The 24,674-nt window shown below is 61.2% G+C and carries 18 protein-coding genes; 7 read left to right on the top strand and 11 right to left on the bottom strand.

Annotated elements, in window-relative coordinates; all coding sequences use genetic code 11:
• Positions 1–190: 190 nt before the first annotated feature.
• Positions 191–1,489, top strand: coding sequence for a tricarballylate/proton symporter TcuC (gene tcuC / locus AB7M32_RS13980; protein WP_454250231.1), 1,299 nt, complete (start codon positions 191–193; stop codon positions 1,487–1,489).
• Positions 1,490–1,639: 150 nt separating this feature from the next.
• On the opposite strand, the gene AB7M32_RS13975 is transcribed toward tcuC, so the two are convergent.
• Positions 1,640–3,103: a glyceraldehyde-3-phosphate dehydrogenase gene (locus AB7M32_RS13975; RefSeq protein WP_072347504.1), complete on the bottom strand. Its 1,464-nt coding sequence runs from the start codon at positions 3,101–3,103 to the stop codon at positions 1,640–1,642.
• Between the two features lie 168 nt (positions 3,104–3,271).
• On the opposite strand from AB7M32_RS13975, the gene mfd reads away from it, so the two are divergent.
• Genes mfd through AB7M32_RS13960 form a run of 3 tightly spaced genes read left to right on the top strand, consistent with a single transcriptional unit; the run spans position 3,272 to position 10,003 of the window.
• Positions 3,272–6,721 (top strand): transcription-repair coupling factor, encoded by a 3,450-nt coding sequence (gene mfd / locus AB7M32_RS13970; RefSeq protein WP_092166598.1) that lies wholly within the window; start codon positions 3,272–3,274, stop codon positions 6,719–6,721.
• Positions 6,722–6,731: 10 nt separating this feature from the next.
• Positions 6,732–7,298, top strand: coding sequence for a CsiV family protein (locus AB7M32_RS13965; protein ID WP_060738405.1), 567 nt, complete (start codon positions 6,732–6,734; stop codon positions 7,296–7,298).
• A gap of 11 nt (positions 7,299–7,309) precedes the next feature.
• Entirely contained in the window at positions 7,310–10,003 is a 2,694-nt protein-coding gene (locus AB7M32_RS13960) for an SNF2-related protein (protein WP_454250230.1), read from the top strand.
• A gap of 179 nt (positions 10,004–10,182) precedes the next feature.
• Here the strand turns inward: AB7M32_RS13960 and nagZ are convergent, their stop codons facing one another.
• Both nagZ and AB7M32_RS13950 read right to left on the bottom strand, forming a co-directional pair.
• Positions 10,183–11,184: a beta-N-acetylhexosaminidase gene (gene nagZ / locus AB7M32_RS13955; protein ID WP_454252137.1), complete on the bottom strand. Its 1,002-nt coding sequence runs from the start codon at positions 11,182–11,184 to the stop codon at positions 10,183–10,185.
• 183 nt (positions 11,185–11,367) lie between these two features.
• A complete protein-coding gene (locus AB7M32_RS13950; RefSeq protein WP_454250229.1) occupies positions 11,368–12,075 on the bottom strand; it encodes a TetR family transcriptional regulator in 708 nt (235 codons plus the stop codon).
• 241 nt (positions 12,076–12,316) lie between these two features.
• Here AB7M32_RS13950 and lexA point away from each other — a divergent pair, with 241 nt between their 5' ends.
• On the top strand, positions 12,317–12,925 hold the full coding sequence (gene lexA, locus AB7M32_RS13945) for a transcriptional repressor LexA (protein ID WP_003199651.1): 609 nt from the start codon (positions 12,317–12,319) through the stop codon (positions 12,923–12,925).
• A gap of 10 nt (positions 12,926–12,935) precedes the next feature.
• Positions 12,936–13,409, top strand: a complete 474-nt coding sequence (gene sulA, locus AB7M32_RS13940; RefSeq protein WP_454250228.1) for an SOS-induced cell division inhibitor SulA — start codon at positions 12,936–12,938, stop codon at positions 13,407–13,409.
• 71 nt (positions 13,410–13,480) lie between these two features.
• On the opposite strand, the gene AB7M32_RS13935 is transcribed toward sulA, so the two are convergent.
• The 7 genes from AB7M32_RS13935 to AB7M32_RS13905 form a co-directional block, all read right to left on the bottom strand.
• The gene (locus tag AB7M32_RS13935; RefSeq protein WP_003183419.1) at positions 13,481–13,714 is read right to left on the bottom strand and encodes a hypothetical protein; all 234 of its coding nucleotides are present in this window, start codon (positions 13,712–13,714) and stop codon (positions 13,481–13,483) included.
• Positions 13,715–13,820: 106 nt separating this feature from the next.
• Positions 13,821–14,345, bottom strand: coding sequence for a DUF6586 family protein (locus AB7M32_RS13930; protein ID WP_072347518.1), 525 nt, complete (start codon positions 14,343–14,345; stop codon positions 13,821–13,823).
• Positions 14,346–14,576: 231 nt separating this feature from the next.
• A complete protein-coding gene (topA, locus tag AB7M32_RS13925) occupies positions 14,577–17,189 on the bottom strand; it encodes a type I DNA topoisomerase (protein WP_158455470.1) in 2,613 nt (870 codons plus the stop codon).
• A 115-nt stretch (positions 17,190–17,304) separates the two neighbouring features.
• A complete protein-coding gene (locus AB7M32_RS13920; protein WP_025212748.1) occupies positions 17,305–17,541 on the bottom strand; it encodes a DUF1653 domain-containing protein in 237 nt (78 codons plus the stop codon).
• Positions 17,542–17,649: 108 nt separating this feature from the next.
• Positions 17,650–18,825 carry an acetyl-CoA C-acyltransferase FadA gene (fadA, locus tag AB7M32_RS13915; protein ID WP_024618393.1) on the bottom strand — a complete coding sequence of 392 codons (1,176 nt, stop codon included), beginning with the start codon at positions 18,823–18,825 and terminating at the stop codon, positions 17,650–17,652.
• A 30-nt stretch (positions 18,826–18,855) separates the two neighbouring features.
• Positions 18,856–21,003 (bottom strand): fatty acid oxidation complex subunit alpha FadB, encoded by a 2,148-nt coding sequence (gene fadB, locus AB7M32_RS13910; protein ID WP_092197357.1) that lies wholly within the window; start codon positions 21,001–21,003, stop codon positions 18,856–18,858.
• A 595-nt stretch (positions 21,004–21,598) separates the two neighbouring features.
• Positions 21,599–22,036 carry a hypothetical protein gene (locus AB7M32_RS13905; protein ID WP_454250227.1) on the bottom strand — a complete coding sequence of 146 codons (438 nt, stop codon included), beginning with the start codon at positions 22,034–22,036 and terminating at the stop codon, positions 21,599–21,601.
• 101 nt (positions 22,037–22,137) lie between these two features.
• Between AB7M32_RS13905 and AB7M32_RS13900 the strand changes: the two genes are divergently transcribed.
• Positions 22,138–22,578 (top strand): universal stress protein, encoded by a 441-nt coding sequence (locus AB7M32_RS13900; protein WP_454250226.1) that lies wholly within the window; start codon positions 22,138–22,140, stop codon positions 22,576–22,578.
• Between the two features lie 167 nt (positions 22,579–22,745).
• Here AB7M32_RS13900 and AB7M32_RS13895 read toward each other — a convergent pair whose 3' ends face one another.
• Positions 22,746–24,662 (bottom strand): ATP-binding cassette domain-containing protein, encoded by a 1,917-nt coding sequence (locus tag AB7M32_RS13895; RefSeq protein WP_454250225.1) that lies wholly within the window; start codon positions 24,660–24,662, stop codon positions 22,746–22,748.
• Positions 24,663–24,674: the final 12 nt, after the last annotated feature.

Raw genomic sequence — 24,674 nt, 5'->3', positions numbered from 1 at the left:
CCCCTCAAAACCGCGCCGGCCATTATGAGCTTCAGCGCGTGCGTGCGCGAACCTGTGGGAGCGAGCTTGCTCGCGATGGCGGTGTGTCAGCTACATCGATACTGGTTGATCCAACACTATCGCGAGCAAGCTCGCTCCCACAGGGGATACAGCGCCCTCATACAAGATTTGCCAGAGTGAGTACCTACCCATGTCTTCCACCACGAGCAACGGCAAGGCGATTTTTCGCGTTGTCAGCGGCAACTTCCTAGAGATGTTCGACTTCATGGTCTACGGCTTCTACGCCACGGCCATCGCCAAGACGTTCTTTCCCGCCGACAGTGCGTTCGCCTCGCTGATGCTGTCCCTGGCCACGTTCGGTGCCGGGTTTCTGATGCGTCCCCTGGGGGCGATTTTTCTTGGTGCCTACATCGACCGCCATGGCCGCCGCAAAGGCTTGATCATCACCCTGGCGATGATGGCCATGGGCACCCTACTGATCGCCTGCGTGCCAGGCTACGCCGTCCTCGGCGTGACGGCCCCCTTGCTGGTGCTGCTGGGCCGATTGCTGCAAGGCTTCTCCGCGGGTGTGGAGCTGGGTGGGGTGTCGGTCTACCTGGCGGAAATCTCCACGCCGGGGCGCAAGGGTTTCTTTGTCAGTTGGCAATCCGCCAGCCAACAGGCGGCGGTGGTGTTTGCCGGCCTGCTGGGGGTTGGCCTCAATCACTGGCTGAGCCCCCAGGAGATGGGCGATTGGGGCTGGCGCGTACCGTTCCTGGTGGGGTGCATGATTGTCCCGGCCATCTTCATGATTCGTCGTTCGCTGGAAGAAACACCTGAATTCCAAGCAAGAAAACACCGCCCCACCCTGTCGGAAATTGTCCGCTCCATCGGTCAGAACTTCGGCATTGTCTTGGCCGGCATGGCGCTGGTGGTGATGACCACCGTGTCGTTCTACCTGATCACCGCCTACACACCGACCTTCGGCAAGGCCGAGTTGAACCTGTCGGACCTGGATGCGCTGCTGGTCACGGTGTGCATCGGCTTGTCGAATTTCTTCTGGCTGCCTGTGATGGGGGCGTTTTCCGACAAGATCGGACGCAAACCCCTGCTGCTCGGTGCGACGATCCTGGCGATCCTGACCGCCTATCCGGCGCTGGCCTGGCTGGTGGCGAATCCCAGTTTCAGCCACTTGCTGATCGTCGAACTATGGCTGTCGTTCCTGTACGGATCCTACAACGGTGCCATGGTGGTGGCCTTGACGGAAATCATGCCGGTTGAAGTGCGCACCACCGGTTTCTCCCTGGCCTACAGCCTGGCGACAGCGACGTTCGGCGGATTTACTCCGGCGGCCTGTACCTACCTGATCCATGTGCTCGACAACAAGGCTGCACCGGGGATATGGCTCAGTGGGGCGGCGGTGCTGGGGTTGATTGCGACCCTGGTGTTGTTCAAGGGCAATCGGCATGAACTGCGGACCGCGCAGGCTTCAGTCATCGGCGGCGCCTGACAGATCGCCATCGCGAGCGAGCTCCCACAGTTTGATCGTGTACATCCTGTGGGAGCGAGCTTGCTCGCGATGAGGCCAACCCAGGCACCCCAAAACCCGGACAAAAAAAACGCCCCGACAAGTCGGGGCGTTTTCACAAACGGCTAAGGCTTAGCGCGGGAACGCTGGCGGGTTTACCCCGGCCATGTCTTCCATCACGCGAACCACCTGGCAGCTGTAACCGAATTCGTTGTCGTACCAGACGTACAGAACAACGCGGTTGTCTTGGCTGATGGTGGCCTCGGCATCCACGACACCGGCGTGGCGCGAGCCCACGAAGTCGGTGGACACCACTTCTTGCGAGTTAACGAAGTCGATCTGCTTGTGCAGGTCGGAGTGCAGCGCCATGTAGCGCAGGTACTCGTTCATCTCTTCACGGGTGGCGGCTTTCTCGAGGTTCAGGTTGAGAATGGCCATCGACACGTTCGGCGTCGGCACGCGGATCGCATTGCCGGTCAGCTTGCCGGCCAGTTCAGGCAGGGCCTTGGCGGCGGCGGTGGCGGCACCGGTCTCGGTGATGACCATGTTCAGCGCGGCACTGCGGCCACGGCGATCGCCCTTGTGGAAGTTGTCGATCAGGTTCTGGTCGTTGGTGTACGAGTGAACCGTTTCGACGTGACCGTTGACGATGCCGAACTTGTCGTTCACTGCCTTGAGCACCGGCACGATGGCGTTGGTGGTGCAAGAGGCGGCGGAAACGATCTTGTCGTCAGCGGTGATGTCGCCGTGGTTGATGCCGTGAACGATGTTCTTCAGCTTGCCCTTGCCTGGCGCGGTCAGGACAACGCGATCGACACCCGGGCAGGCCAGGTGCTGGCCCAGGCCGTCGGCGTCACGCCATACACCGGTGTTGTCCACCAGCAGCGCATCCTTGATACCGTACTGGGTGTAGTCCACCTCGGTCGGGTTCTTCGCGTAGATCACCTGGATCAGGTTGCCGTTGGCGGTGATGGTGTTGTTTTCTTCGTCGATGGTGATGGTGCCGTTGAACGAACCATGGACCGAGTCGCGGCGCAGCAGGCTGGCACGCTTGGTCAGGTCGTTCTCGGCGCCCTTGCGCACCACGATGGCCCGCAGGCGCAGGCCGTCGCCACCACCGGTTTTTTCGATCAGGATGCGCGCCAGCAGACGGCCGATACGGCCGAAACCGTACAGGACCACGTCAGTGCCTTTGCGAGGCGAAGCGTTCTGCTGGCCAACCACATCAGCCATCTCTTCACGCACGAACTGCTCGGCGCTACGGCCATTGCCTTCGTTGCGGAACTTGAACGCCAGCTTGCCCAGGTCCACCGACGCCGCGCCGAGCTTGAGCTCGCTCATGGCCTTGAGCAGGGGGAATGTTTCGTGGACGGAGAGTTCGCTGTCGTCGGAAGAACGGTGGCGAGCAAAGCGGTGGGCTTTGAGGATCGCGATGACAGACTGGTTGATCAGGCTGCGGCCATAGATCGAGCTCACCACGTTGTTATTGCGGTAGAGCTGACCGATGAGAGGGATCATCGCTTCGGCGAGCGCTTCACGATCAATCCATTCACCAAGACACTGGTCGGGCTTCTGAGTCACGGTAACCTTCCACATGTAGGGGCTGAAAAAAGGGGCTACATTATGCCGCCGAGTCCTCGGCGGAGCAATGCGCGCCCGTCGCGCCGTGGTTTTCCTGCCGGCCTGGGTAGTCTGCGACTGACAGCAGCCCCCTTCCCCCGCTACAATTGTCGACTTTGTCGCAATGCTGGAGCTCAATCTTCCGTGCCCGTTCTGCGTCTTCCGCTTCTCCCTGCCGCGGCAGGTAAACAGCACTGGGGCAACCTGCCCGGTGCCGCCCTGAGCCTGGCCATCGCCGAGGCTGCCAGCGCTGCAAAGCGTTTCACTCTGCTGCTGACCGCCGACAGCCAAAGCGCCGAACGGTTGGAACAGGAGCTGAGTTTTTTCGCTCCGGATTTGCCGGTCTTGCATTTCCCGGACTGGGAAACCCTGCCCTACGATCTGTTTTCACCGCACCAGGACATCATTTCCCAGCGAATCGCCAGCCTTTATCGGCTGCCGGAGCTCAGTCATGGCGTTTTGGTAGTGCCGATCACCACGGCCCTACATCGCCTGGCTCCGACCCAATTCCTGCTCGGCAGCAGCCTGGTGCTGGACATCGGCCAGAAGCTCGACGTCGAACAAATGCGCACCCGCCTCGAGGCCAGTGGCTATCGTTGTGTCGACACAGTGTACGAGCACGGCGAGTTCGCGGTGCGTGGCGCCTTGATCGACCTGTTCCCGATGGGCAGCAAACTGCCGTATCGCATCGACCTGTTCGATGACGAAATCGAGACCCTGCGCACCTTCGACCCGGAAAACCAGCGTTCCATCGACAAAGTGCAGTCGATCCGCCTGTTGCCGGCCAAGGAATTCCCGCTGCAGAAAGACGCCGTGACCCGTTTCAAGGCGCGCTTTCGCGAGCGCTTCGATGTGGATTTCCGCCGCTGCCCGATCTTCCAGGACCTGAGCAGCGGGATCACGCCCGCCGGTATCGAGTATTACCTGCCGCTGTTTTTCGAAGAAACCTCCACCCTGTTCGATTACCTACCCCAGGACACCCAGGTGTTTTCCCTGCCGGGCATCGAGCAGGCGGCGGAAAACTTCTGGAACGACGTGCGCAACCGCTACGAAGAGCGTCGCGTCGACCCTTCCCGGCCTTTATTACCGCCAGCCGAACTGTTCCTGCCGGTGGAAGACTGCTTTGCCCGCCTCAAGAGCTGGCCGCGGGTGGTGGCAAGCCAGCAGGACGTGGAAACCGGCGTTGGCCGTGAACGCTTCCCGGCCAAGGCGTTGCCGGACCTGGCCATCGAAGCCAAGGCCACGCAGCCATTGGCGGCACTGGCGGGCTTTCTCGACGCATTCCCCGGTCGCGTCCTGTTCACCGCTGAATCCGCGGGGCGTCGCGAAGTGCTGCTGGAACTGCTCGAACGCCTGAAGCTGCGGCCGAAGACGGTGGACAGCTGGCCGGACTTCGTCGCCGGCAAGGATCGCCTGGCGATCACGATCGCGCCGTTGAACGACGGCCTGGTCCTGGATGACCCGGCCCTGGCGCTGGTGGCGGAAAGTCCTTTGTTCGGCCAGCGCGTCATGCAGCGCCGCCGTCGCGAGAAACGCGCCGACGCCGCCAACGACGCCGTCATCAAGAACCTCACCGAGCTGCGCGAAGGCGCGCCGGTGGTGCACATCGACCACGGCGTTGGCCGCTATCTGGGCCTGGCGACCCTGGAAATCGACAACCAGGCCGCCGAGTTCCTGACCCTGGAATACGCCGAGGGCGCCAAGCTCTACGTGCCAGTGGCGAACCTGCACCTGATCGCCCGCTACACCGGCAGCGACGACGCTCTCGCCCCGCTGCACCGCCTGGGCTCGGAAACCTGGCAGAAAGCCAAGCGCAAGGCGGCCGAACAGGTGCGCGACGTGGCCGCCGAACTGCTGGACATTTATGCCCGTCGCGCCGCCCGCGAGGGCTACGCCTTCGCCGATCCGAAAGCCGACTACGAAACCTTCAGCGCCGGTTTCCCGTTCGAAGAAACCGTCGACCAGCAGACCACCATCGAAGCCGTGCGCGCCGACATGCTCGCGCCCAAGCCCATGGACCGACTGGTGTGCGGCGACGTGGGCTTCGGCAAGACCGAAGTGGCGATGCGCGCCGCATTCATTGCCGTGCACGGTGGCAAGCAGGTGGCGATCCTGGTCCCGACCACCCTGCTCGCCCAGCAGCACTACAACAGTTTCCGCGACCGCTTCGCCGACTGGCCGGTGACCGTGGAAGTGATGAGCCGTTTCAAATCCACCAAGGAAGTGAACGCCGCCGTGGCCGAACTGGCCGAGGGCAAGATCGACATCGTCATCGGCACGCACAAGCTGCTGCAGGACGACGTGAAGATCAAGAACCTGGGGCTGGTGATCATCGACGAAGAACACCGTTTTGGCGTACGCCAGAAAGAACAGCTCAAGGCCCTGCGCAGCGAAGTCGACATCCTGACCCTGACCGCCACGCCGATCCCCCGCACGCTGAACATGGCGGTGTCGGGCATGCGCGACCTGTCGATCATCGCCACGCCACCGGCCCGGCGCCTGTCGGTGCGCACCTTTGTCATGGAGCAGAACAAAAGCACCGTCAAGGAAGCCCTGCTGCGTGAGCTGCTGCGGGGTGGCCAGGTCTATTACCTGCACAACGACGTGAAGACCATCGAGAAATGCGCCGCCGACCTGGCCGAACTGGTGCCGGAAGCGCGCATCGGCATCGGCCACGGGCAGATGCGCGAACGTGAACTCGAACAGGTGATGAGCGACTTCTACCACAAGCGCTTCAACGTGCTGATCGCCTCGACCATCATCGAGACCGGCATCGACGTGCCGAGCGCCAACACCATCATCATCGAGCGCGCCGACAAATTCGGCCTGGCCCAGTTGCACCAGTTGCGCGGCCGGGTCGGTCGTAGCCACCACCAAGCCTATGCCTACCTGCTGACGCCACCGCGCCAGCAGATCACCCCGGATGCGGAAAAGCGCCTGGAAGCCATCGCTAACACCCAGGACCTCGGCGCCGGCTTCGTGCTGGCCACCAACGACCTGGAAATCCGTGGCGCCGGCGAACTGCTCGGCGACGGCCAGAGTGGCCAGATCCAGGCCGTCGGCTTCACCCTGTACATGGAAATGCTCGAACGCGCGGTCAAGTCGATCCGCAAGGGCGAGCAGCCGAACCTCGATCAACCCCTGGGCGGCGGGCCGGAAATCAATTTGCGAGTGCCGGCGTTGATCCCGGAAGATTACCTGCCGGACGTCCACGCACGGCTGATCCTCTACAAACGCATCGCCTCCGCCAGCGACGAGGAAGGCCTCAAGGACCTGCAGGTGGAGATGATCGACCGCTTCGGCCTGCTGCCGGAACCGACCAAGAACCTGGTGCGCACCACGCTGCTCAAGCTCAAGGCCGAGCAACTGGGCATCAAGAAAGTCGATGGCGGCCCCAACGGTGGCCGGATCGAGTTCGAAGCCCAGACTCCGGTCGACCCGCTGGTGCTGATCAAGTTGATCCAAGGCCAGCCCAAACGCTACAAATTCGAAGGGGCCACGATGTTCAAATTCATGGTGCCCATGGAACGCGCGGAAGAGCGTTTCAATACCGTAGAGGCGCTGTTCGAGCGCCTCACTCCGACCACTGCTTGAAGGACGCCCCATGCGCCTGTTTCGCTCACTGACCTTGTTGTTGACCCTGGTCGCTCCCCTGGCGTTTGCCGACGACCTGTATCAGGTTGAAATGATTCTAGTCCGCCAGAACGCCGAGCCGGCGATTGTCAGCCGCGCCGCACCGGAAGACTGGGACGCCGGCGCGCAACGCCTGGGCGCGGACAGCCAGCGCACACCGGCCCTGGGCAACATCGTCGAGAAACTCACCGCCAGCGGCCAGTACACGGTATTGATGCACAAGGCCTGGCAGCAGACGCTCGGTGAACAGGGCCGCAAAGTCGCCATCAGCGACGGTGCCGAACAGTTCGGACAATTCCCCATCGAGGGCACCCTGGAACTGAAACTGGGCCGTTTCACCGACGTGGATGCCGATTTCTGGATCAACCAGATCGACGCCAATGGCCTGGTCACCGCCAGCGAGCGCCTCAAACAGCAGAGCCATACCAAAAATGGCCAACTGAATTTCCTCGATAACGGTCACCTCGGCCTGCTGATCAAGATCACCTCGCTGACCGCGCCCGCGCCACGGCAGGCACCTGAAGTCATTCCGGACTGATTGGCGCGCCTATGCCCTCGCCCCTGAGCAAACCCCTGGCACCTTCCTGGGTCAATCGATTCAAGGAACAGAGCCTGGAGCGCGGGCGCCGTTATGCGCTGGAAAACCGCGTCAGGATCGTCGAGGCCGGCGACAGCACCATCACCGCCAGTTGCGAAGGCTCTGGCGGCAACGTCTACCGTCAGACCATTCGCCTTAAAGAGTCAGCCAAGGGCGCGTTGATTCTGCTCGAAGCCGCTTGCTCCTGCCCGGTGCGCATCAACTGCAAGCACTGCGCGGCGGTGTTGCTGCAAGTCCAGGAAACCCTGGCCTATCCGGCCGCCGAAAAAGACGCGCAATTGCTGGAAAAACTCCAGGCCGTGCTGGACAACCGCAGCCCCAAGGCCCCACCGCAAGTGCTGGTGGACAACGTACAACCGGTGCCGCGCCTGTGGCTGGCCAGTATCGAGTTCAGTGCCTTCGAACCGCGCAACGGCAAGATGCAACGCTACATCCAGCACCGCGCCGCCTTGTCCTTCAGCTATCTGGACGAGTACGTCAGCGGCCAGCGCAACACCGACGTGCTGATTCGCCAGGAAACCCAGACGCTGCGGATAAAACGCCACACCGATGTGGAACAGTCCTACCGCGAACAGTTGCGAATCCTCGGCTTCAAGGTCGCGACCCGCCAAAGCAAGGCCCTGCCGGAAAGCGCTGGCGAACTGTATGAAATGGTCAACGACAGTGCCTGGCTGACGTTCACCCTCAACGACCTGCCGAAACTGCGCACCCAGGGCTGGGAATTGCAGATCGACGAGGACTTCGGCTTCGACCTGACGGCCGTGGACGAGTGGTACGTCACGGTCGAGGAAACACCGGAACGGGATTGGTTCGACCTGGAGCTGGGGATCATCGTCAACGGCGAGCGCCTGAGCCTGCTGCCGATCCTGTTGAACCTGATGCGCTCGCACATCGAGTTGTTCAACCCGGAACGCCTGGCCAGGCGCCGGGACGATGAACTGATTCTGGTCAACCTGCCCAACCGTCCGAACTCCGAATTCGGCCCGCAGCAAGTGGCCCTGCCCTATGGCCGGCTGAAACCGGTGCTGGCGACCCTGGGCGAGTTCTACCTGCAAGAACCCGGCACCACCAAACTGCGCCTCAACAGCGCGGACGCCTTGCGCCTGAACCCGCTGCAGGACATGCCACTGACCTGGGAAGGTGGCGAACACATTCGCGGCCTGGCCCAGCGCCTGCGGGACATCAAGGATTACACCACCACCGCGCCGGAAGGGCTGAACGCGACGCTACGGCCTTATCAACTCGAAGGCTTGAGCTGGATGCAATCACTGCGACAGCTGGAAGTCGGCGGCATCCTCGCGGACGACATGGGCCTGGGTAAAACCCTACAGACCCTGGCGCACATTCTCAGCGAAAAAAATGCCGGGCGCCTCGATCGCCCGTGCATGGTGGTGATGCCCACCAGCCTGATTCCCAACTGGCTCGACGAGGCCGCTCACTTCACGCCGCAACTCAAGGTACTGGCCCTGTATGGCGCCGGGCGCAAAAAGCATTTCGAACGACTGGCCGATTACGATCTGGTCCTCACCACCTATGCCCTGCTACCCAAGGATGTCGAGCGCCTGGCCGCGCAGCCATTGCACGTACTGATCCTCGATGAAGCCCAGTACATCAAGAACCCTACCAGCAAAGCCGCCCAGGCCGCCCGCGAGCTGAACGCCCGCCAGCGATTGTGCCTGTCCGGTACGCCCCTGGAAAACCACCTGGGCGAACTGTGGTCGTTGTTTCACTTCCTGCTGCCGGGCTGGCTCGGGGACGTCAAGAGTTTCAATCGCGATTACCGCGTACCGATCGAAAAGCGCGGCAGCGATGTACGACTGCAGCACCTCAACGGTCGGATAAAACCCTTCCTGCTGCGTCGGACCAAGGAACAAGTGGCGACAGAGCTGCCACCCAAGACCGAGATCATTCATTGGGTCGAACTCAGCGATGCCCAGCGGGACGTCTACGAAACCATGCGCCTGGCGATGGACAAGAAGGTCCGCGACGAGATCACTCGCAAAGGCGTGGCCCGCAGCCAGATCATCATTCTTGAGGCACTGCTCAAGCTGCGCCAGGTGTGTTGCGACCTGCGCCTGATCAACGACGCCACCCTGCCCGCCCGAGGCAGCACCTCGGGCAAGCTCGATAGCCTGATGGAGATGCTCGACGAGCTGTTTGAAGAAGGCCGTCGGGTGCTGCTGTTTTCCCAGTTCACGTCCATGTTGGCGCTGATTGAAGATGAGCTGAAGAAACGCGGCGTCGATTACGCCATCCTGACCGGCCAGACCCGGGACCGTCGCACGCCCGTCAAGGAATTCCAGAGCGGCAAGCGTCAGATCTTTCTGATCAGCCTGAAGGCCGGTGGTGTAGGCCTGAACCTGACCGAGGCCGACACGGTGATTCACTACGACCCATGGTGGAACCCGGCCACCGAAAACCAGGCCACCGACCGTGCCTACCGCATAGGCCAGGAAAAACCGGTGTTCGTCTACAAGCTGATAGCCCGAGGCACGGTGGAAGAGAAGATCCAGCTGCTGCAAAAGGAAAAGTCCGACCTCGCGGCCGGTGTGCTGGACGGACGCGTGGCCGGAGATTGGAAATTGCAGAGCGACGATATCGAAGCGTTGTTCGCGCCACTGCCGGACAAACTGGAAAAGCGCTGACCCGCTCAATTCCTGTGGGAGCCGCGCTTGCTCGCGATGGCGGTGGTTCAGTTGGCGCAGATGTTGACTGGACTGTCGTCATCGCGAGCAAGCTCGCTCCCACAGGGGAGTTGCGGTGTTCACAAAACCTGGGGCCGCCACACTTCCAATGTGGGAGCGAGCTCCCACATTGCTCAGCGCTAATCAATCAGCTGGGCAGCCCTCAGCGCGCCGAGCGCCGCCAGCCAGCGAGGGTCCTGCCGGTAGTCCGTGGAAGCATAATAGGCCTGGCCGCGCATACGGGCGATCCGCGCCGAAGGCTTGACCTTCAGGCGTTGGGCAGCGCTCAAGGCCAACTCCGCGGCGGCGCGATCATTGCAGACCAGCCCCATGTCGCAACCCGCCGTCAACGCCGCCTCGATACGACTGGCGGCATCACCGACCACATGCGCCCCGGCCATCGACAAGTCATCACTGAAGATCACGCCCTCGAATTGCAACTCGCCGCGCAGGATGTCCTGCAACCAGCGGCGGGAAAACCCGGCTGGATTGGCGTCAACCTGCGGATAGATGACATGGGCCGGCATCACGGCGGCCAGTTGCTTGCTCAGCCTGGCAAACGGTACCAGGTCGTTGGCCCGAATCTGTTCGAGGCTGCGTTCATCGGTCGGAATCGCCACATGGGAATCGGCCTCGGCCCAGCCATGCCCCGGGAAGTGCTTGCCGGTGGCTGCCATGCCGGCGGCGCTCATGCCACGGATGAAGGCACCGGCCAGCAACGCCGCGCGCTCGGGGTCGCCTTCAAAGGAACGACTGCCGACGACAGCGCTGCGCTGATAGTCGAGATCCAGCACCGGGGCAAAACTCAAGTCGAGACCGACCGCCAGCACTTCGGTGGCCATGATCCAGCCGCACTGCTCAGCCAGGTATTCGGCGTTCGGGTTGTCGGCTATCGCACGCATCGCCGGCAACCGCACAAAGCCCTGGCGCAGCCGCTGAACGCGACCACCTTCCTGGTCCACCGCCAGTAAAAGATCGGGACGGATGGCGCGGATCGACGCGCTCAGCTCGCGCACTTGCCGCGGATGCTCGATATTGCGAGCAAAAATGATCAGGCCGCCAACTTCTGGCTGGCGCAACAGGTGGCGATCTTCGGCCGTCAGCCAGGTACCGGCGACGTCCACCATCAACGAGCCTTGCAGGCCAGCAGTCATAGCATTTCCTTAATAACGATGAACCCGCGCGGTGACACAGGCATGAGCAAACTGCCAGGCCCAAGGCCCGGCAGGTCGCGGTCATGCACTAAAGAATGGAACGGGTTCGAAACGAGAGTCGGCATGGGCGGCTAGCTTAGCGGATGTGGGCAGCTGCGCCCACCCGCGCACTCAAGCCTTGGCCACCGCCGGCGTCGATTTGCTGCGTGGACGCAGTTGAGCGGCCGCCATGGCCTCATCGGTGACGCCGCTTTCGGCACGCATACCGGCCGCCAGGAACGGCACCATCAGGCGCATCACCTGCTCGATCGAGGTGTTCACGCCAAAATCGGTTTCAGCGATGGCCCGCAGCGCCTTGATCCCGGACATGCTGAACGCGGCGGCGCCGAGCATGAAGTGCACCCGCCAGAACAACTCGATGGGAGGAATGCGCGGTGCGGCTTCGTTGACCAACAGCATGTAGCGACGGAACACCTTGCCGTACATGTCTTCCAGGTAACGCCGCAGGTGGCCCTGGCTCTGGCTGAAGGCCAGGCCCAGCAGGCGCATGAAAATGGACAGGTCATTACCGCTGCGCGGCTGCACGACAAGGGCTTGCTCGACCAGGATTTCCAGCAGCTCTTCCAGGGTAGGCTTGACGTCAGGCTTGGCCTGGCGCCGCTCCAGTTCACGATCGAGGCTGAGGCAGAAAGGCCCGAGGAAGCGCGAGAAGACCGCTTGGATCAAGGCCTTTTTCGAGCCGAAGTGATAGTTCACCGCCGCCAGGTTGACCCCGGCCTTGCTGGTGATCAGACGCAATGAGGTTTCGGCGAAACCTTTTTCCGCGAACAACTGCTCGGCAGCATCGAGAATGCGTTCAACGGTTTCCGACTGGGCCATGGTTACTCCGCCTGACAAACACTTGTTTGAAACATACGTTTCAGCCTAGGGGTTGTCAAGCCTGCCGGGGCGTTTTGCGAACGCCCGGTCACGTATTTAACCACACCTTTTCACAGGGGGTAGCCCTGCCCCATCCAACAACCTGACCGACCGTCCAGCGGCCTGTGGAAAAAGGAGGATTGCCAAGTGGCGCCCACTGTATATAATCCCAGTCACTGTATAAAAAGACAGAGCGATCAATATGCTAAAGCTGACGCCACGCCAAGCAGAGATTCTGGCCTTCATCAAACGCTGCCTCGAAGACAACGGCTACCCACCGACCCGTGCGGAAATCGCCCAGGAACTGGGTTTCAAGTCGCCCAACGCGGCTGAAGAACACCTCAAGGCGCTGGCGCGCAAGGGCGCTATCGAAATGACCCCGGGCGCATCCCGTGGCATTCGTATCCCCGGCTTCGAAGCCAAGGCCGACGAAACTACCCTGCCAATCATCGGCCGGGTCGCGGCGGGCGCACCGATCCTTGCCCAGCAGCACGTCGAGGAATCCTGCAACATCAACCCTTCGTTCTTTCATCCCCGGGCCGATTACCTGCTTCGTGTACACGGCATGAGCATGAAGGACATCGGCATCTTCGACGGTGACCTCCTGGCCGTCCACACCACCCGCGAAGCCCGCAATGGCCAGATCGTGGTAGCGCGAATCGGCGACGAGGTGACCGTCAAGCGCTTCAAGCGCGACGGCAGCAAGGTCTGGCTCATTGCCGAGAACCCCGAGTTCGCCCCCATCGAAGTGAACCTGAAAGATCAGGACCTGGTCATCGAAGGCTTGAGCGTCGGCGTCATTCGCCGCTAAAGGAGGCTTTATGCAGTTCCCTCACACACCACAACACACACAACTTCCGCTGTTCGAGGCATTCATGGCCCAACCGCTGGTTCCAGTCCTGAAAGAGGTCATCGAGTCGCCTTGGGGCGTCGAACCCGAGGCCTTCAGCGAACTGTCGTTACGTGGTGCGGCCGGAAACTGCCTGAACCTGCTGGCGCCGATTCTGCGAGAACTCAGCCAGGACCAGAATGCTCGCTGGTTGACGCTGATCGCCCCACCGGCGAGCGTTACCCAGGCCTGGCTGCGGGACGCCGGCCTGAACCGTGAGCGCATTCTGTTGCTGCAGCCGCGTGGCACCCAAAGCGCCCAACAGTTGACTTGCGAGGCCTTGCGCCTGGGCCGTAGCCACACCGTGGTCAGCTGGCTCAACCCATTGACCACGGCCGCACGGCAACAGTTGATCAGCGCCGCCCGCACCGGGGACGCACAAAGCCTGAATATTCGATTGGGCTAAGACAAACGCGGGGCTTCTCCAAAGTAGAGAAGCCGACCAGCAACACTATTCAAAAAAGCCGACAGACGGGATCAGTGAAGAACCCGCGGCCCCTCTTCCTTGTTGAATTCGCCTTCAACCAGGCGACCTGCCATCTGGACGCCCACGCTCAGCATCGCCTTGGCGACTTCGACGTGTTGGCCCTGAAGGAATACCTTGGCATCTTCGGAGAAGTTCAAGGTAACCAGAGAACCCTCGTCCTCGGCCCTGCGCAGCTCGATGCGGCCATCAGGAAGTTCGACAATTTCTAGAAAGGACGTAGGCATAAAAGTCTGTTCTCCACGAAAGGCGAGGATTATATAGTCATCGGCCAGGCTCCGCTCGGGATCTTGACCAAGCGTTATCAACGAACGTAACGGGCCGAGGGGAAACTCAGCACTCGTTCAACCCGTCACGAAAGCGTATCGCCAGGCTCTTGAGGTTCTGGCGCCAGCTCTCCAGCTCCTCCCGGCTCAACTCCTGCTCTGGGTCTTGCTCATCCAGATTGACCGCCACGATCAACGGTTGGGTCACGTCCCCCTTGGGCTTGCGCGGGGCCCGGGGCGGCTCGAACAGCGCCGCATGGGCCGCCAATAACTTCGCAAGCCAGGTTTCCGGGTTATGCGCCAGCTCGACCATTTCGGCCAGCTCCGGAATCGCGATGGTTTCCAGCACTTCGCGGGTCAACAGCAGCTCGGCCCGCGGGGCATTCGCTTGTGGCAGGCGATAGAAACCGGCGATTTCATGGCACAACCCCAACAACGCACCGTACAGGTGAAACAGCGCGGACTCACGGCCTGCCTGGAGCAGCGCCGGGGAGTTCATCGCACGCCCGTCCTCGGCCCTGGTCAGTGCTTCGAGCGATAGGCCGGCGAAATAGATTTTCTGATTGGTGCGGGTATAGAGTTCGTGGGCCATGGCGGCATCTCCCCAACGAAATGAAAGCTTCACGCAAGTGCGACAGTGTCGTGGATGAACCGCGGCCACTGCAAGCCAAAAACAAAAAGGCCGCATGAAAACCCATGGGTTGTCATGCGGCCTTTTGTTCAGTCGGGTCCTGCCTGGGGACGGCTGCGCCATTCAGCGGGAGCAAGCTCCCTTGCCACAGGGCCCCTCGCTTAACCCCGCATCTTCAAGCAAGCGCCACAATCAGCGCTTGTCTTCGACCGTCCACTTACCGCCGTCGTAATAGGCCTTCCAGCCGGTCGGCTTGCCGTCGACTTCGGTCTGCACGTACTGCTCCTTGGTCTTGCGGCTGTAACGAATGACCGCAGGACGCCCGTCCGGATCCTTCTGCGGTGCCTCGCAGAGGAAATGGTACTTCGGATCGATTTCGTCCTTGTGCGGCACGATCTCCATCACCAATGGCGCACGGGTCTCACGGTTTTTCGGAAACTGGCTGGCTGCCAGGAACAGGCCGGAAGCGCCGTCACGCAAGATATAGGTGTCGTTGACCTTCTCGCACTTGAGCTCCGGCATTTTCACCGGATCCATCTTCGGCGGCGCCGCGTCACCGCTCTTGAGCAGTTTGCGGGTGTTCTTGCAGGTCGGGTTGGTGCAACCGAAGAACTTGCCGAAACGGCCGGTCTTGAGCTGCATCTCGCTGCCACACTTGTCGCATTCCAGGCTCGGGCCTTCGTAGCCCTTGATGCGATAAGTGCCCTCTTCGATCTCGTAGCCGGCACAGTCCGGATTGTTACCGCAGATGTGCAGCTTGCGCTTCTCATCCAGCAGGTAGGCGTCCATCGCCGTGCTGCAGATAGGGCAGCGATGCTTGCCACGCAATACCAGGGATTCCGATTCGCCCTCGTCGTCGGCTGCGATTTCATCGCCTGGGACCAGGTTGACCGTCGCCTTGCAGCGCTCCTTGGGCGGCAGGCTGTAGCCCGAGCAACCGAGGAACACACCGGTCGAGGCAGTGCGGATTTGCATCGGACGGCCGCAGGTCAGGCATGGGATATCGGTCATGACTGGCTGGTTGGCGCGCATGCCGCTGTCAGGGCTTTCGGCCACCTCGAGCTTTTTCTTGAAGTCGCCGTAGAACTCGTCGAGAACGTTTTTCCAGTCCCGCTCGCCCTGGGCCACATCGTCGAGGTTCTCTTCCATGCCGGCGGTGAAGCCGTAGTCCATCAGGTTCGAGAAGCTCTCGGACAAACGCTCGGTGACGATGTCACCCATCTTTTCCGAATAGAAACGACGGTTGTGCAGCGCCACATAACCGCGGTCCTGGATGGTGGAAATGATGGCGGCGTAGGTCGAAGGACGACCGATGCCGCGCTTTTCCATTTCCTTGACCAGGCTGGCTTCGGAGTAACGGGCCGGCGGCTTGGTGAAATGCTGGGTCGGATCGAGCTTGATCAGCTTCATCACGTCGCCCTGGGCCATATCCGGCAGGACGTCGTCATCCCCAGGCTTGGTGATTTGCGGCATGACGCGGGTGTAGCCGTCGAACTTCAGGATGCGACCCTTGGCACGCAACTCGAAGTCACCGGCACCGACGCTGACCGTGGTCGACAGGTATTGCGCCGGCAGCATCTGGCAAGCCAGGAACTGGCGCCAGATCAACTCGTAGAGACGCTCGGCATCGCGCTCCATGCCCGACAGCTTGCTTGGCTCGGTGTTGGCGTCGGACGGACGAATCGCTTCGTGAGCCTCCTGCGCGCCTTCCTTGCTGCTGTAGACGTTCGGCGTGTCTGGCAGGTATTTCTTGCCGAACTCGCTTTCTATATAAGTGCGCGCCATCGCCACGGCATCGGCCGAAAGGTTGGTCGAGTCGGTACGCATGTAGGTGATGTAGCCGGCTTCGTACAGACGCTGGGCCATCATCATGGTTTTCTTCACGCCAAAGCCCAGGCGGTTGCTCGCGGCCTGTTGCAGCGTGGAGGTGATGAACGGTGCCGACGGCTTGCTGCTGGTCGGCTTGTCTTCGCGCTTGACGATGCTGTAGCTGGAAGCCTTGAGCTTCTCCAGCGCAGCCATGGCCTGGGCTTCGTTGAGCGGCTTGAAGGCCTCGCCCTTCTCGCGGGCCACGTCGAAGCGCACGGTCGCGCCCTTGGCAGTGCCGAGGTCGGCGTGGACCTCCCAGTACTCTTCAGGGATGAACGCGCGGATCTCGCGCTCGCGCTCCACCACCAGCTTTACGGCGACCGACTGCACTCGCCCGGCCGACAGGCCACGGGCGATCTTGGCCCACAGCAGCGGCGAGACCATGTAGCCCACCACGCGGTCGAGGAAGCGACGCGCCTGCTGGGCGTTGACCCGATCGATATCCAGCTCGCCCGGTTGGGAGAAGGCTTCCTGGATGGCCTTCTTGGTGATTTCGTTGAACACCACGCGCTTGTAGCGGCTGTCATCCCCACCGATGGCTTCGCGCAGGTGCCAGGCAATGGCTTCCCCTTCGCGGTCCAAGTCCGTCGCGAGATAGATGGTGTCGGCATCCTTGGCGAGCCGGCGCAGCTCTTCGATGACCTTTTCCTTGCCCGGGAGGATTTCGTACTTGGCTTTCCAGCCGTGTTCCGGATCGACCCCCATGCGTGAGACCAGCTGCTTGCGCGCCTTTTCTTTCGGCGACAGCGCCGGCGCTTCACCAGCCGCAGCCTTGCCGCGCTTGGCGGCAGGCTCCTTGCTGGCGCTAGCCGAACCGCTGGTGGGCAGGTCTCGGATATGGCCGATACTCGACTTCACCACGTATTGGTTGCCCAGATACTTGTTGATGGTCTTGGCCTTAGCCGGGGATTCCACAATGACCAGCGATTTGCCCATGGATCAGAAAATTCCTGAATTCTAAAAAGTGAAAGGCGGTTGGCGCCTGACGCGGCACCGCTATATATAGTGGCTGAAAGGTGAGGTCAAGCGCAGGGTTGCCCGCATATCGGCTTCAAGGCTTGGAAAAAATGCTCTCCTCGGCCTGCACCAAAGCAAAGCGTGGCACCTGTTCGCCGTCAACCTCGACGGACTCCTGGAACATGCTCAAGGGACGCACCCAAAAGCCGTAATCGCCATACAGGGCTTGATAGAACACCACTTCTTCTTCGGTCTCGGAATGCCGCGCGATGCTGAATACGCGGTACTGCGGACCTTTGTAATGCTGGTAGAGCCCAGGTTGTATCGGCATGTCTTGGCCCTCACTCAAATCTTTTCAAAATAAAAACAAAATTTTTCTACTAAACCCGGAAAAAACAAAAACCGGGGCACTTGGCCCCGGCTTCCATCGACGCAACGCTTAGACGCGTTCGAAGACAGTGGCGATGCCCTGGCCGAGGCCAATGCACATGGTGGACACACCGAAGGTGCCGCCATTCTGCTTCATGACGTTGAGCAGCGTGCCGGAGATACGCGCACCGGAGCAACCGAACGGGTGACCCAGGGCGATCGCGCCGCCGTGCAGGTTAACCTTCTCGTTCATCTTGTCGAGCACTTTCAAATCTTTCAGCACGGGCAGGGCCTGTGCGGCGAAAGCTTCGTTGAGCTCGAAGAAGTCGATATCGGCAATACCCAGGCCTGCGCGCTTCAAGGCTTTCTGCGTGGCCGGTACTGGACCATAGCCCATGATCGCCGGGTCCACACCCGCCACGGCCATCGAACGAATCACCGCCATCGGCTGGATACCCAGGTCCTGGGCACGCTGGGCCGACATCACGATCATGCACGAGGCACCGTCGGTGATCTGCGACGAAGTACCCGCTGTCACGGTGCCACCCTTCGGATTGAAGGCCGGCTTGAGGGCCGCCAGGCTTTCCAGGGTGGTTTCCGGACGAATGGTTTCGTCGTAGTCGAACAGCTTCAGGAAACCGTTCTCGTCGTAGCCCTGCATCGGGATGATCTCATCCTTGAACTTGCCTTCCACGGTCGCCTTGTGGGCGAGCTGGTGGGAGCGCACGCCGAAGGCGTCCTGCTGTTCGCGGGTGATGCCGTGCATTTTGCCCAGCATTTCCGCGGTCAGGCCCATCATGCCCGAGGCTTTTGCCGCGTACAGCGACATGTGCGGATTCGGATCGACGCCGTGCATCATGCTCACGTGGCCCATGTGCTCGACACCACCGACGACGAACACATCGCCGTTGCCGGTCATGATCGCCTGGGCGGCGGTGTGCAGTGCGCTCATGGACGAACCGCACAGGCGGCTGACGGTCTGGCCCGCCGCGGTGTGAGGAATCTGGGTCATCAGCGAGGCCATGCGGGCGATGTTCCAGCCCTGCTCCAGGGTCTGGTTCACACAGCCCCAGATCACGTCTTCGACTTCGTTGGGGTCGACCTTGACGTTGCGTTCCAGCAGCTTGCTGATCAGGTGCGCCGACATGTCTTCGGCGCGGGTGTTGCGGTGCATGCCGCCCTTGGAGCGGCCCATCGGCGTACGACCGAAGTCGACAATCACGACGTCTCTAGGATTCAAGCTCATAAATGTTCTCTCGCTCTAGTCGTTGGGCGCTTAACCGAAGAAACGCTGGCCGTTCTTGGCCATCTCACGCAGCTTCGCGGTCGGGTGGTACAGCGCGCCCAGATCAGCGTACTGGTCAGCCAGGGCAACGAACTCGGCCACACCGATCGAATCGATGTAACGCAGCGCACCGCCACGGAATGGAGGGAAACCGATACCGTAGACCAGACCCATGTCGGCTTCGGCGGCGGTTTCGACAATGCCGTCTTCCAGGCAGCGCACGGTTTCGAGGCACAGCGGGATCATCATCCAGTTGATGATGTCCTCGTCGGTGACTTCGCGCTGCTCGTAGACGATCGGCTTGAGCACTTCCAGTACCGACGAGTCGGCGACTTTCTTCTGCTTGCCGCGCTTGTCGGTCTCGTAGGCGTAGAAGCCCTTGCCGTTCTTCTGGCCCAGGCGCTTGGCTTCGTAGAGCACGTCGACGGCCGAACGACGGTCGTCCTTCATGCGGTCCGGGAAGCCTTCAGCCATGACGTCGCGACCGTGGTGGCCGGTGTCGATGCCGACCACGTCCATCAGGTATGCCGGGCCCATCGGCCAGCCGAATTTTTCCATGATCTTGTCGATGCGCACGAAGTCCACACCGGCGCTGACCAGCTTGGCGAAACCGCCGAAGTACGGAAACAGCACGCGGTTGACCAAAAAGCCCGGACAGTCGTTGACGACGATCGGGTTCTTGCCCATTTTCTTGGCGTAGGCCACGGTGGTGGCTACGGCCAGTTCGCTGGACTTCTCACCACGGATCACTTCCACCAGCGGCATCATGTGCACCGGGTTGAAGAAGTGCATGCCGACGAAGTTTTCCGGACGCTTGAGGGCCTTGGCCAGCAGCGAAATGGAGATGGTCGAGGTGTTCGAGGCGAGGATGGTGTCCTCTTTGACCTTGTCTTCGACTTCAGCCAGTACCGCCTGCTTGACCTTCGGGTTCTCGACAACCGCTTCGACCACCAGGTCGACATGGCCGAAATCGCCATAGGACAGGGTTGGACGAATGCCGTTGAGCACTTCGGCCATCTTCGCGGCGGTCATGCGACCTTTGTCGACGCGGCCGACCAGCAGCTTGGCGGCTTCGGCCAGGCCCTGCTCGATCCCGTGTTCGTTGATGTCCTTCATCAGGATCGGCGTGCCTTTGGACGCCGACTGGTAGGCGATGCCGCCCCCCATGATACCGGCACCGAGCACGGCGGCCTGCTTCACGTCACGGGCGATTTCGTCGTAGGCCTTGGCCTTTTTCTTCAGTTCCTGGTCGTTGAGGAACAGACCGATCAGACTTTGTGCAGCCGAGGTCTTGGCCAGCTTGACGAAGCCGGCGGCCTCGACTTCCAGGGCTTTGTCGCGACCGAAGTTCGCGGCTTTCTGGATGGTCTTGATCGCTTCGACCGGCGCCGGGTAGTTCGGGCCTGCCTGACCGGCCACGAAACCCTTGGCGGTTTCGAAGGCCATCATTTGTTCGATGGCGTTGAGCTTGAGCTTTTCCAGCTTCGGCTGGCGCTTGGCCTTGTAGTCGAATTCGCCGCTGATGGCACGCTTGATGGTTTCAAGGGCCGCTTCCTGGAGCTTGCCAGGTTCGACCACGGCATCCACGGCACCGACTTTCAGCGCGTCTTCGGCACGGTTTTCCTTGCCGGCGGCAATCCACTCGATAGCGTTGTCGGCACCGATCAGGCGCGGCAGGCGCACGGTGCCGCCAAAGCCCGGGTAGATGCCCAGCTTGACTTCCGGCAGGCCGATCTTGGCCGTGGTGGCCATGACGCGGTAATCCGCCGCCAGGCACATTTCCAGCCCGCCACCCAGGGCGATGCCGTTGATGGCCGCGACGGTCGGCACGTTGAGGTCTTCGAAGTCGCTGAAAATACGGTTGGCTTCGAGGTTGCCAGCGATCAGTTCGGCATCGGGCAGCTTGAAGTTGTCGACGAATTCGGTGATGTCGGCACCAACGATGAACACGTCCTTGCCGCTGCTGACGATCACACCCTTGATCGAAGCATCTGCCTTGATAGTGTCTACGGCCTGACGCAATTCATTCAGGGTTAGACGGTTGAACTTGTTGACGGACTCACCCTTGAGGTCGAATTTCAGTTCGACGATGCCACTTTCAAGAGCCTTAACCGTGATGGCTTTACCTTCGTAAATCATCAACTGATCTCCACGATATGGAAGCTGAACAGTACACGTTGGACGCTGACCCACTGGTTCGACACTGACGTTACCGTCGATGCTACGCCAATCCGCCAGGCACACCCGTCAACGCGATAGTCGGGGTCTGTAGGAGCCGTCTGAAAATACAAACGCTCAATTCATACGCCCGTTTGATTTGGGTACGTCACCTTCACGGAATTTCCGACAATTGTCAATCGCCCTAAACACAGGCGTGAACGCGACTTTACGGTCATTTTCGTACCCTGCGGATCCGCAACACGGCGCCGCATGAGTAGCCATTCATAGAATCAATCATTAGAAAAATCGCCCTAATTCCAGACAGACCGGATCCAGCCGACTACGCTGTCGGGAATGCGATTGAATTTTGCGCATTGAAGGGCGCTGCGAACGCACGCCCTGATACGAGATGGATTACCGGCCTGCCTGGCCAACCCGCCCGATGAGACTGTCGGGCTTTTTTATGCCCGAATGTAGGAGCTGCCGAAGGCTGCGATCTTTGAACTTTCACTCAAGATTCAATTGAGCCTGGAAAGATCCCAGCCTCGCTGTGCTCGACAGCGTCTAAAGCGCGTCAGGCCAGCGCCTTCAGCACCGAGGAAATCTCCTGCAAAACACTCGCCTCGCCTTTTTCGCCCCAATACAAGGCAATCATTTGCCGGTCGGCTTCAACTTTGTAGACGTTGGCCGGCAATTTTTCGAAATGATCGAGCAGGGACTCATCCAGGCACACTTCCCGCCACTGATTGACCCAGACGCCCGGCGCAGTTTGCCAGTAGCTCCAGCAGGCCGGCTGGCCGCCGCGCCGAGGCCGATAGTACTGGGCACAGGGGTTTGGCGGCTGTTGGCCGAGCCAGTGCGGCCACTCTTGTGGCGCCAGTTGCATGGCCAGGCCCAGGCGTCGCGCTTCCATGCGCAGGGCCATGCGACCGCTCTGTACCCGGGACGGACGCAACCATGCCAGCGGACTTAACACCACCAACAGGATTGACAGCACTATCCAGACCGTCATATTCGTACTCCCCGATTCTGATGAGCCCATTGACCCAGGTCGCGTCAATGCGCTTGAAACCAGCCATACTTACCGTATCGCAATTCTCTGGAGTGCCTTCCATGTACTACAACCACGTTCTGGTCGCCGTTGACCTCACTGAAGAATGCGATCCGGTCGTCAAGCGCGCCCTCGCCCTCTGCGAAGGCCGAGACACCCGGCTGTCACTGGTGCATATCGTCGAACCGATGGCCATGGCCTTCGGCGGCGACGTGCCGATGGACCTTTCCCAGTTGCAGCAGCAACAATTCGACCAGGCCAAGGAACGCCTTGACCGACTGATCGTGAAATACCCGGCCCTGAAGAAGGAATTCAGCCACCTGACCTACGGCCAGCCGCGCCAGGAGATCCATCACCTGGCCAAGGAACAGGGTTGCGACCTGATTGTCGTCGGCAGCCATGGTCGCCACGGCTTGGCGCTGCTGCTGGGCTCGACCGCCAACGATGTGCTGCATGGCGCGCCTTGCGATGTATTGGCAGTACACCTGGTCAAGCGCACATAAACCTAAACCTGTGGGAGCGAGCTTGCTCGCGATCGCGGTAGATCAGCAGCATTGATGCTGACTGTCACACCGCTATCGCGAGCAAGCTCGCTCCCACAAGGGGATGGCGTTTCAAGTAAAAATCCCGGCGCTCATTGCTGAACGCCGGGATTTTTCTCGACAGTGGATCAAGCGTCCAGTTCAGCCCAGCGCTCGACCAATGCGTCCAGCTCGGCCTGCAATTGCTCCAGGTGCGCAATCACCTTGGCGGTTTCGGCAGCAGGTCGCTGGTAGAACCCGGTGTCGGCCATTTCGGCTTCTACCGCTGCGATCTGCTGCTCCTTCGCGTCGATCTCACCCGGCAAGGCTTCCAGTTCACGCTGCAGCTTGTAGCTGAGCTTTTTCTTCGCTGGGGCCGGGGCTGCTGCGGCAACCGGCGCAGGCTCGGCCTTGACCACGGCCGAGTTCAGGTCGGCCTTGCCGGACTTGCTCTCGGTGACCCCCAGCAGACGCGGCGAGCCGCCCTGGCGCAGCCAGTCCTGATAGCCACCGACGTATTCGCGAACCAGGCCTTCACCTTCGAACACCAGGGTGCTGGTGACCACGTTGTCGAGGAATGCCCGGTCGTGACTGACCATCAGGACAGTGCCGTTGAAGGTCAGCAGCACCTCTTCCAGCAATTCCAGGGTTTCCACGTCCAGGTCGTTGGTTGGCTCGTCGAGCACCAGCAGGTTCGCCGGCTTGCTGAACAACTTGGCCAGCAACAGACGGGCGCGCTCACCACCCGACAACGCCTTGACCGGCGTACGGGCACGCTGGGGGCTGAACAGGAAATCGCCGAGGTAGCTCAGCACGTGGCGGCTCTGGCCATCGATGTCGATGAAATCGCGGCCTTCGGCCACGTTGTCGATCACGGTTTTTTCCAGGTCCAGCTGATGACGCAACTGGTCGAAGTAGGCCACGTCGATCTTCGTGCCCTCCTCCACCTTACCATTGGTCGGCACCAGGCCGCCGAGCATCAGCTTGAGCAAAGTGGTCTTGCCGGTACCGTTGGCACCCAGCAGGCCAATGCGATCCCCTCGCTGCAGCACCATGGAGAAGTCCTTGATCAGGAACGGGCCGCCAGGGTGGGCGAAACTCACGTTCTCCAGGACCATCACCTGCTTACCGGACTTGTCAGCGGTGTCCAACTGAATGTTGGCCTTGCCGGTGCGCTCGCGACGCTCGCTGCGCTCCATGCGCAAGGCCTTGAGCGCCCGCACACGGCCTTCGTTGCGGGTGCGACGGGCCTTGATGCCCTGGCGAATCCAGACCTCTTCCTGGGCCAACTTCTTATCGAACAACGCATTGGCAGTTTCTTCCGCTGCCAGCGCCGCTTCCTTGTGCACCAAGAAGCTGGCGTAGTCGCCGTTCCAATCGATCAGGCCGCCGCGGTCCAATTCAAGGATGCGCGTCGCCAGGTTCTGCAGGAAGGAACGGTCGTGGGTGATGAACAGCACCGCCCCCTGGAAGTCTTTCAGGGCCTCTTCGAGCCAGGCGATGGCGCCGATGTCCAGGTGGTTGGTCGGCTCGTCGAGCAGCAGCAGGTCTGGCTCGGAGACCAGGGCCTGGGCCAGCAGGACGCGGCGACGCCAACCGCCGGACAACTCGGCGAGGGTCTTGTCGGCCGGCAACTGCAGGCGGCTCAGGGTGCTGTCGACCAACTGCTGCAGGCGCCAGCCGTCTCGGGCCTCAAGGTCGTGCTGCACGTGCATCAACTTGTCCAGGTCGGCATCGGTGACGATGTTCTGGCTCAGGTGGTGATACTCGGCCAACAGCGCGCCGACACCGTCCAGGCCCTCGGCAACCACATCGAACACGGTCCGCTCGTCGGCCACCGGCAGTTCCTGGGGCAATTCGCCGATTTTCAGGCCAGGCGCACGCCAGACCGAGCCGTCGTCGGGCTTTTGATCGCCCTTGACCAGCTTCATCATGCTGGACTTGCCAGTGCCGTTTCGGCCGATGATGCACACCCGCTCACCACGGGCGATCTGCCAGGACACCTTGTCCAACAACGGCATAGCGCCGAAAGCAAGGGACACATCGCTGAATTTGAGCAGGGTCATGAGCTTCTCCAA

The organism is Pseudomonas sp. R151218B TE3479 (genome assembly GCF_053629195.1).
Note: the sequence above shows the minus strand (reverse complement) of the source record. Positions and strands in the feature narration are given on the sequence as shown.